Raw genomic sequence first — 9,899 nt, 5'->3', positions numbered from 1 at the left:
CCCCGAACAAGCCAGTTTTTCGCTCTGGAAGCGTTCTTCAACTGAAACCAGACATCCCAGTCTGGACTGAGATTTTCCCTACACCCCACACCCCACACCCCATACCCTGTCTAAACTCTAACCTCTTTGTCACCCCATCAGGCCAGATTCTTTACTTTTGCCTCTTGCCTTCAGAAGCTAATCACTGAAAAAGGTGAGCGATCGCTCACCTAGAAATTTTTTTAAAACCGCAATTAACTGGATTTAGTAAACTCCGGGGTTAAAACGGTCATCACCCTCGATAAATTCTTTAGAAGGCTCAGTAACGGTGAATTTCTCCAGATTAGCCTGTAAACGCTCTTTTTGAGTGGCCGAGAGTCCGGGGATATTGAGGACATCTTCCACTTCTTGGTAGGGGGCGTTTTTGATGATTTTACCGGCTAAATTGGGATAGAACCCTCTCAAGTCCCGGAAATCGCGAATATCACTGTTATTGAGGTCGATTTTCGCCCCAAATTCTGTAGTTAGTTTAGCATCAGCCGCATTTAAAACCGCCACAGGAAGAGAGGGAAGGGCGATCGAGGTGAGATTGAGAGCTTGAGCGGGAACTTTACCCCAAAAACTCCCGATAATCAAGGCAATTACCGCCAGCAGACGAACAAGATTCTTCATTGCAGTTGTGGTCTCCTAAAACCAAGGCAAATTAACGATCAGGACAAGAAATGAAGCCGTCAGCCTTCAGCTTTCCGACTAGGCATAGGGTGGGGAATTGGGACTTACCACCGCAGCTGACCTATTAGCTGAACGCTGATAGCTAGTTAAAAAAGTTATATCATGCCATTAGACCGGATCTTAACCTAGTTTGCCGCCCTAGGGGAAGGGTTTTGAGGGTTGGGGGATGGGGTTTTAGGGTTTTAGGGGTTTTAGGGTTTTGCGGTTTTGGGGTTTTTATACAAAGAACAAGTTGGTTAGGACAATCTAAATCGCTAAAACCCTTTTCTGGCAAAGACTTTCCTGCTGCCATCTGGCGGCTGCTACAGTTGAATTTCCCTATTTCCCTATCTCCCCACTTCCCCCATTTCCTCATTCCCCTATCCCCTAACCCAATTATTATAAATCCCTAAAATTATCAATGACGAACAGCACTCCTATGGCATCATAAACTGTTGCTTGTCTTGAAATACATAATAAGGAAGACACAATTATGGCTCTCCAATTGGGTGATATCGTTCCAGATTTTACACAAGATTCTAGTGAAGGTCCGATTTCTTTTCACCAGTGGGTAGGAGATAGCTGGGTGGTGCTGTTCTCGCACCCGGCTGATTATACCCCCGTTTGTACCACGGAATTAGGTACGGTGGCTAGTCTTAAGTCAGAATTTGAGCGACGTAATGTGAAAGTGATCGCTTTGAGTGTCGATAGTGCCGAATCCCATCGGGGTTGGATTAATGACATCAACGAAACTCAAAAAACTACCGTTAACTATCCGATTATCGCCGATGGCGATCGCAAAGTGTCGGATCTCTACGGCATGATTCACCCCAATTCCCTCAATAATCTGACGGTACGTTCGGTGTTTATCATCGATCCCAACAAAAAATTACGTTTAACTATTACCTATCCTGCCAGCACGGGGCGCAATTTTAACGAGATCCTGCGCGTGATCGACTCCCTGCAGCTCACCGATAACTATCAAGTGGCTACCCCGGCTAACTGGACCGACGGTGGCGATTGTGTGGTGGTTCCCTCTATTCCCACTGAAGAAGCTCGTAGCAAATTCCCCAAAGGAGTTGAAGAAATCAAACCCTATCTACGCATGACTCCCCAACCTAATAAGTAGGGTTTGCTAATCGGTGAACCATATCCTGGAAAACTGACAATCCAAAAACCAAGAAATCGTCAGGGAGGGTTAGCCATCCGTTTTAACGGATGCTACCCCTGGCAACAGGGGATTTATCTCCCCATATCATTTATTGGTTTGATTGTCAATAGATTTTTTCATAGTTTCCCTAGATGTGTTACCGGCAGTAGTGCCGAAAAGCAATTTCTTGGCTGGGTTAAAGACAATTCATCGACATCTATCTTAACCATAAGTTAAATTAATATTTAATAAAAATCGGCTCAAGACGAAAAAAACGATTAACATTATAGCTCCAAATGCTTAGTAGTGGTTAGTTTAGCTAGATTGTAGATCGATGAAATTATCTAGAGATCGAGCAAGGAGCGTCAAGAATTCTGGGTTAGATATATAAGTAAATTTTATTTTAAGTTTATTTAAGACTGTCATTACTAATGCAAGGCTGAGTCGGGGAGATTTTCCCGTAGTATCAAAAATGAAACTCGCTCCAATCGTTCACTCTGAGGACGGGCGAGAGGCAATTATAGAGACTGCCGCTTTCACTAGCATTTAATTAAGAGGAACAACCGATGCCAACTTATAAAGTCACCCTGAAAACACCCGATGGCGAGAGTAAAACAATTGAGGTTCCCGATGATGAGTACATTCTCGATGTAGCTGAAGAGCAAGGACTGGACTTACCTTATTCCTGCCGCGCAGGAGCTTGCTCCACCTGTGCCGGTAAACTTGTATCCGGTAGCGTTGATCAATCCGATCAATCCTTCTTAGATGACGATCAAATTGAAGCGGGTTATGTCCTCACCTGCGTCGCCTATCCCACCTCTGACTGTGTGATCCTCACCCACCAGGAAGAAGACGCTTTGAAGTAATCTTCAAGATTATCAGAAAATTCCCGTTAAAGCCATGGCTTTAACGGGAGTTATTTTATGGCTCAAAAATTTTTTTCCCTAAACACTTGTGGGTTTTAGCTAAGGGTGCTATGATTGTTAATCGTGGAATTAATGGGTCGGTGCCCGAGTGGTTAATGGGGGCGGACTGTAAATCCGTTGGCTACGCCTACGCTGGTTCGAATCCGGCCCGGCCCACCACGATCAATGCCCGTGTAGCTCAGTGGTAGAGCACACCCTTGGTAAGGGTGAGGTCATGAGTTCAATCCTCATCACGGGCTTTCTCTTTGCTTCTCATTCTCAATCAACCATTGAAGGATGAGATTGAGTAGGGCTTGCTGAATAAATCTAAAAACCTTGTTGGATAATATTTTTAGGCTTTTTTGAAATCAAAAAGTACCGGCCATTGGAGGGATCGGGGGGGAAATTTAGGGACTTTTTCCCTGAAAATTAGGTAATTGACCCCCTGAAAATGGGTAAAACCCTACACCCTACACCCCACACCCCACACCCTACCTCCACCGAAAAACTTTTTGCCGCAAACCCTAAGTAAGTCTTCAGCACTATGGCGTTAACATAAGTTCTCTTCTAGGGCAATTAGTCCTCGATCGCCTAAAATAGTCAAAATTAACTTATTTGTTGGCTCATGTCTCCCCTCGACAACATCGCTAAACTGTCTCACCTCACCCGCAGAGATGTTCAGAAAAATTGGTTTATCGCTACAGCAGCGGGAAAACCAATTCAACCCGTCACCCTCAATGAAAAACAATACATTATTTGGCCAGCCGGCAGACAAATCCAATATCTAACTCAAAAAATTATTGTCCCCGAACATTTAGCCGGTTATCCTTTAGCGGGAATGGAACTGAGATTAATCTTAACTTGGTGGGCGGAAGATGTCAAAATTTATGTTAATAATCAATTTATCCAAGCAGGAGACCTCTTTGATTCTTCCACCCGCATTTTACTTTCCAACTCGGTCTCTACCGGTCAAGAAATTCTTGTTACTCTCCGTTTAGTCAGTCCCAATCATGATATTGGTGGTTTGATGAAATCAGAGTTAATCTATGAATATAGCCAAGCGATCGATCCTAGTTTTGTTGCTGATGAATTAACCATCCTCCATAATTATCTACAAACTTTTTATCCTGAAAACTTAGCGGCTTTTACCGCTACTCTCGATAATATTGACTGGGATAATGTCACCAACAAAGATAGATTTAATCGCTCCCTAGAATCAATTCGTCAATCCCTACAACCCCTCGCTCAACCTCTCAAAGAACGCAGTTTTCATCTTCTCGGTCATGCACATTTGGATATGGCTTGGTTGTGGCCGTTGGCAGAAACTTGGCAAGTAGCAAAAAACACTTTTATCTCGGTTTTAAACCTGCAAAAAGATTTTCCTGCCCTCATATTTGGTCATTCTAGCCCCCTAATTTACGAATGGATAGAAAAACATCATCCTGACCTGTTTCAAGCAATGCTAGAGGCATATAAAGGGCAATCTTGGGAACTTTTGGGCGGGATGTGGGTAGAACCAGAAGTCAATTTAATCTCTGGGGAATCCCTATTTCGACAGCTGCTTTATGGACAAAAATATTTTCAAGAAAAATTTGGGCAAATCACTAAAACTGCTTGGCTGCCGGATACCTTTGGTTTTCCCTACCAATTGCCACAAATTCTTAAATCTTTTGGCATCAAATATTTTATAACCGGGAAACTCCATTGGAATGATACGACTAAATTTCCCCACGGTTTTTTCTGGTGGCAATCTCCCGATGGCAGTAAAATTCTTTCCCTCATGTCTCCTCCCAATGTTGCCGGAGTTATGGATACTAACCCAATTATTATGACCGATCATGCTCTCAATTGGGAACGGCAAACCGGCTTAAAAGATATTTTTTGGCTGCCCGGTGTTGGCGACCATGGCGGCGGTCCGACTCGTGATATGTTAGAGGTGGCCCAACGTTGGCAAAAATCTCCTTGTTTCCCCCAGTTAAAATTTAGCCAAGCAACAACCTATCTGGACAGTCTGGAGACAAGTAATCTCCCTATCTGGGATGATGAATTATATCTAGAATTCCATCGGGGTTGTTATACTACCCACGCCGACCAAAAGGCTTATAATCGTTACTGTGAAATCCTCTTGTATCAAGGGGAATTATGGTCTTCTCTGGCTAATATTTTACTAGAGATTCCCTATCCGAAAGTCGAGATAGAATCCGCATGGAAAAAGGTTTTATTAAATCAGTTTCATGATATACTGCCGGGTACTTCTATCCCCGAAGTATTTAGGGATGCTAATCAGTTATGGCGGCAAGTTATCAGCACAGGTGAAGCAATTTTAGATCAAGCTTTACAGGCAATTGCTAATCAAATTAATTTGCCTAATCCCCCCCATCCCCAAGCAAAGCCTTTTCTAGTTTTTAATTCTCTTAACTGGGAAAGAACCCAGGTTATCTCTTTAGCTATAGAATCTGTCAATTGTTCGGTTTATGACTTGAATAATTGTCTTTGTCTTTCGCAATTATCCCACGACAATCAGCTATTATTTCTCGCTGAAAATATTCCTTCTGTGGGTTATAAGTTATTTTGGTTAGTTGCCAATCAGCAAGCAGCCGAGCAAAATTTAACCAACTGCCAATTTATTTTAGATAATGGACTGCTTAAAGTTACTATTAACTCGGAAACGGGGGATATAGATAGTATATTCGATATAATTAATCAAAAAGAAATCCTGCAAGCTGCTGGTAATCAATTACAGGCATTTAAAGATCAAGGACAATATTGGGACGCTTGGAATATCGATCCGAATTATCAACAATATCCCTTACCTAAAACAGTATTAAAATCGATCGAATGCTTAGAATGTGGTCCCTTGCGCTGGCAGATTCGCGTGATCAGAAGTTTAGCTGATTCGCAATTTTGTCAAGATTATATCTTAGAAAAAGATGCTCCTATTCTCCAGATTAAAACTATTGTTAATTGGCAGCAAGAACATACTTTAGTAAAAACCGCTTTTCCTCTTACCCTAAACAGCGATTTTACCACCTATGAAATTGCCTGTGGTGCGATCGAGCGTTCCCACGAACCAGAATCGCCAAAATGGGAAGTTTACGCCCATAAATGGGCGGATTTAACCGATACAGAGGCAAACTATGGGGTAAGTCTTTTAAATAATAATAAATATGGCTATGATGCTACTAACCAGCAACTGCGATTAACTCTGTTGAGAAGTCCCCGATGGCCAGATCCCGAGGCGGATCTGGGAAACCAAGAATTTACCTATGCAATATATCCCCATCAAGGTAACTGGAAAACGGCGAAAACTGTCCATCACGCTTGGCAGTTAAACTTACCTGTCACCGTTATTTTTATTAATAATTCTTCTCAATCAAACTGGTTGCCACCCGTGGCACAATGGTTAAAATTCTCGGCAGATAACTTAATTTTAATGAGTTTCAAACAAAGTGAAACAGCCGCTCGGGGTTGGGTAATGCGCGTTTATGAATGTCAGGGAGAAAACGCTGTTATTGATTGGCAAAATCAATTACAATTAACAATAAAAGAATCGATCGATGGTTTAGAAAGAGCGATCGATCCCGTTGAGCAACTTTCTCCTTGGCAGATAGCCACATGGTTATTAAAGAATTAATCTTCGTGATCTTCAAAAGGATCGCTTAATTCTGCTGCCGGCGGTCCAAAAGCGGTATAAAGAGCTAAAGCGGTAATTCCTACCAAAGCGGCAGCGATCGAAACACCCAAAATTGTTGCAGTTTCCATAAAATAAAATTTGCTTAGATACAGTCTGTATCTTATCTTAACAAAATATAACCGATCTCGCAGCCGATAACGATCGCTAATCTGGCCGGTTGCATTGCTGTTATCTCATGCCCGATAATGCTGAAAGGATCGACTCAATAGCGATCAAACTAAACCAGAAAAATTATTATGAAGAAACTCCTACAGGGACTAGAAAAGTTCCAGAGTGGTTATTTTGATGAACATCGGCAATTATTTGAGCAACTCTCCCACGGACAAAAACCGAGAATCCTGTTTATTACCTGTTCCGATTCCCGTATCGATCCTAACCTAATTACCCAAGCGGAGGTGGGGGAACTATTCGTAATTCGTAATGCGGGAAATATAATCCCTCCCTACGGAGCAACCAATGGTGGTGAAGGTGCATCTATAGAATATGCTATCAACGCTCTCGGCATCGAGCAAGTGATTATCTGCGGTCACTCCCATTGTGGAGCGATGAAAGGTTTGCTAAAATTGCAGAGTCTGGCCGATGAAATGCCTTTAGTTTACGATTGGTTAAAACAAGCAGAAGCTACTCGACGTTTAGTTAAGGATAATTACAAAGAATTAGAAGGAGAAGAACTGATCGAGGTGACAGTAGCAGAAAATGTTCTCAATCAGTTAAGTAATTTGCAAAGCTATCCAATTATTCGTTCCCGATTACATCAGGGTAAATTGTCCCTACACGGTTGGATTTTTCGGATTGAAACTGGGGAAATTTTAGCCTACGATCCCATCCTACACGATTTTGTCGCTCCCCATAGTAAAATTACCCATCCCGAAGCAGCAGACAATTTACCCTCTAGTCGTCATCTTCCCAATAGTCATCCCTTCAAGATTTCTGAGGATTATATCAGGACTAATGCGGAGGTAAAAAAAGCGACTCCTGCGGTTAATACTGTGGCCAAAAAGAATGGCTCCTCGACCCAAAAACCGGGCTATAATTATTTAGAACCCTCCCAAGCTGATCGCATTTATCGCGGTTCGAGAAGTTAATTAGGGATTACAGAAATTCTCTAGAGATGTGCCTATTAACGTCTCTAGAGTGGCAATTAAACGATAACTGCTATACTCCTCTATGGCTTCCCCAAAAGATTTTATTAGTCCCGTCAATTCCGAGCAAGAGTTAGTCTATCCTTTTCGGAACTATCTTAACTATCTGCACGCAAAATACTCTGATTTACAGACGGGTCATATCGCCGATTATATTCCGGAATTAGCCCTAGCAGCTCCAGAATGGTTTGGTATTTCCGTAATTGGCACTGATGGTCAGATTTTTGAGGTGGGAGACTGTCAGCAAACCTTTACAGTACAATCGATTTCTAAAGCTTTTGTCTTTGGATTAGCTCTAGAAGATCACGGAAGAGAATACGTTAATAGTAAAGTCGGTGTTGAACCCACCGGAGAAGCTTTTAACTCGATTATTCTCGATGAAAAAACCAATCGTCCCTATAATCCTATGGTTAATGCTGGTGCGATCGCTACTACGGATTTAATCACCGGACAGAATGCCACCGAAAGGCTAAAACGTATTTTAGAAATGTTTAAACGCTATACCGGCAGGGATCACGAGATTAATGTCCCCGTTTTTCTCTCGGAAAAATCCACCGGCAATCGCAATCGGGCCATGGCTTATCTGATGCTAAATTTTGGCATGGTCAGCGATAAAATTGAAGAAACCCTCGATCTTTACTGTCAACAATGCGCCATACTCGTCCATGCTCACGATTTAGCTCTGATGGCTGCTACCTTAGCTAATGGAGGTGTCAACCCAATCACAGGAATACGGGCGATCGATGAACACTACGTTCAAGATGTGATCAGTGTTATGCTTACCTGTGGAATGTACGACGCTTCGGGAGAATGGGCCTATCGGGTAGGATTACCAGCAAAAAGCGGTGTCGGTGGCGGAATTACGGCAGTAGTTCCCCATCAGTTGGGAATTGGGACTTTTTCGCCCCTTTTAGATGAAAAAGGCAACAGCATCAGAGGAGTGAAAATTTGTCAAGATATTTCAGAGGATTTTGGTTTACATTTATTTAATGTGGCTAAACCAGAACGAGATTTGAAAACGTGGCTTGAAGGTAATAGTTGATATTGATAGCTGTCCCCGACAAGAGCGCCTAACGGCCCTGGGAAATTAATTTGGCCAGAGGTCTGTGGAAAAAAATGTCATAAACCTCTTGACAAAAGCAGCGGATTGTGTGTAATATAAATATTGTGTGAGGAGTATAAGTTCAGCATAAGAGGAACCTTTGGGGTCGAAACACGGCAAGACTCCCAGAGGTTCTTCTTTTTCACTCCCTTATTGGCTCAAAGTCAGCAATAAAATCAGGTTTTTCCCGATCGCTAGTTTTTTCTCAATTTATCCCTTCTAGGTCTGTTTGGCTCTTCTAGGTTCTGTGTGATAAGTTTAACTTACATAGGATCGATCAATCTTTGTGTCCTTTGTGTCTTTGTGGTTCCTTCCACTCGCTCGCCAGCAGGACTGTATCTTAGAATACATTTTGCCCACCAAACCTAAGAGAGCCTCTGTTTTTCTTTACCAAGAGCAACAGTCCAAAATTTTGCCGAAGAAACTGCACAAGAGAAGTGTAATTGCTCGTAAAATTGGGAATTAAGTACAAGGGCAATCCTATGGCAGATAAAAATAACGGTAACGGTGGCTTATTCCTCGTCGGGGTTTTAGTGGGCAGTGCGATCGGAGTAGCGGCGGGTTTATTAGTAGCGCCGAGATCTGGAAAAGAAACCCGTCGAATTCTGCAAAAATCCGCGCGGGCTTTGCCTGAATTAGCCGAAGATCTGACCACGACGATGCAATTGCAGGCCGATCGCCTATCGGAATCGGCCCGACGTAATTGGGATGATACTTTAATGAGATTAAAAGAGGCGGTGACAGCCGGAATCGAAGCTAGTCAAAGTCTAGCCACGGACAATCCTTTCCCCGACTCGCAAGAATCCCCCGAAGGCGATAATCAACACTCGAATCACTATTAAATGACCGAACCTATTTTCTGGCTAGGATGTTCTTTACTGCTAGTCGCCGTTAGTTTAACGGCGGTTTTCATCGCCGCTTTACCTGCTCTGCAAGAGTTAGCCCGGGCAGCCCGCAGTGCCGAAAAATTATTCGATACCCTCCATCGGGAATTTCCCCCGACTCTAGAAGCAATTCGCCTGACAGGGGCGGAAATCAGCGAATTAACCGACAATATCGATGAAGGGGTCAAAAGTACCCGCCAAGTTGTCCAAGGAGTCGATCGCAGTCTCGGTAGTGCTAAAGCTGGTCTCAGCAAGCTCGATCGTGGCAGCCGTCGCCTCTTGATCGGTTTTAAAGTCGCTTGGAATACTTGGAAACGCAGTTAAGGAGATGG

9 protein-coding genes and 2 tRNA genes are annotated in these 9,899 nt (G+C 43.0%); 9 read left to right on the top strand and 2 right to left on the bottom strand.

Annotation, left to right across the window (positions count from 1 at the left end; translation table 11 throughout):
- Window positions 1-243 precede the first annotated feature (243 nt).
- Window positions 244-651 (bottom strand): photosystem II complex extrinsic protein PsbU, encoded by a 408-nt coding sequence (psbU, locus tag IM450_RS08580; RefSeq protein WP_002761160.1) that lies wholly within the window; start codon window positions 649-651, stop codon window positions 244-246.
- A 532-nt stretch (window positions 652-1,183) separates the two neighbouring features.
- On the opposite strand from psbU, the gene IM450_RS08575 reads away from it, so the two are divergent.
- From IM450_RS08575 to IM450_RS08555, 5 genes are all read left to right on the top strand, one after another.
- The gene (locus IM450_RS08575; RefSeq protein ID WP_287664635.1) at window positions 1,184-1,819 is read left to right on the top strand and encodes a peroxiredoxin; all 636 of its coding nucleotides are present in this window, start codon (window positions 1,184-1,186) and stop codon (window positions 1,817-1,819) included.
- A 587-nt stretch (window positions 1,820-2,406) separates the two neighbouring features.
- On the top strand, window positions 2,407-2,706 hold the full coding sequence (locus IM450_RS08570; protein ID WP_287664632.1) for a ferredoxin: 300 nt from the start codon (window positions 2,407-2,409) through the stop codon (window positions 2,704-2,706).
- Between the two features lie 134 nt (window positions 2,707-2,840).
- A tRNA-Tyr gene (locus IM450_RS08565) sits at window positions 2,841-2,925 on the top strand.
- A gap of 8 nt (window positions 2,926-2,933) precedes the next feature.
- Window positions 2,934-3,005, top strand: a tRNA-Thr gene (locus tag IM450_RS08560).
- A 365-nt stretch (window positions 3,006-3,370) separates the two neighbouring features.
- On the top strand, window positions 3,371-6,379 hold the full coding sequence (locus IM450_RS08555; protein WP_287664630.1) for an alpha-mannosidase: 3,009 nt from the start codon (window positions 3,371-3,373) through the stop codon (window positions 6,377-6,379).
- Here the strand turns inward: IM450_RS08555 and psbN are convergent.
- A complete protein-coding gene (gene psbN, locus IM450_RS08550; RefSeq protein WP_002736132.1) occupies window positions 6,376-6,507 on the bottom strand; it encodes a photosystem II reaction center protein PsbN in 132 nt (43 codons plus the stop codon). The genes IM450_RS08555 and psbN overlap by 4 nt on opposite strands.
- 168 nt (window positions 6,508-6,675) lie before the next feature.
- Between psbN and IM450_RS08545 the strand changes: the two genes are divergently transcribed.
- From IM450_RS08545 to IM450_RS08530, 4 genes are all read left to right on the top strand, one after another.
- Window positions 6,676-7,524 (top strand): carbonic anhydrase, encoded by an 849-nt coding sequence (locus tag IM450_RS08545; RefSeq protein WP_002800182.1) that lies wholly within the window; start codon window positions 6,676-6,678, stop codon window positions 7,522-7,524.
- An 82-nt stretch (window positions 7,525-7,606) separates the two neighbouring features.
- A complete protein-coding gene (gene glsA / locus IM450_RS08540) occupies window positions 7,607-8,623 on the top strand; it encodes a glutaminase A (protein ID WP_002800184.1) in 1,017 nt (338 codons plus the stop codon).
- 542 nt (window positions 8,624-9,165) lie between these two features.
- Window positions 9,166-9,525: a YtxH domain-containing protein gene (locus tag IM450_RS08535; protein WP_287664626.1), complete on the top strand. Its 360-nt coding sequence runs from the start codon at window positions 9,166-9,168 to the stop codon at window positions 9,523-9,525.
- Window positions 9,526-9,891, top strand: coding sequence for a hypothetical protein (locus IM450_RS08530; protein WP_002735843.1), 366 nt, complete (start codon window positions 9,526-9,528; stop codon window positions 9,889-9,891).
- Window positions 9,892-9,899: the final 8 nt, after the last annotated feature.

Source organism: Microcystis sp. M083S1 (assembly GCF_020246405.1).
Classification (GTDB): domain Bacteria; phylum Cyanobacteriota; class Cyanobacteriia; order Cyanobacteriales; family Microcystaceae; genus Microcystis; species Microcystis aeruginosa_C.
Note: the sequence above shows the minus strand (reverse complement) of the source record. Positions and strands in the feature narration are given on the sequence as shown.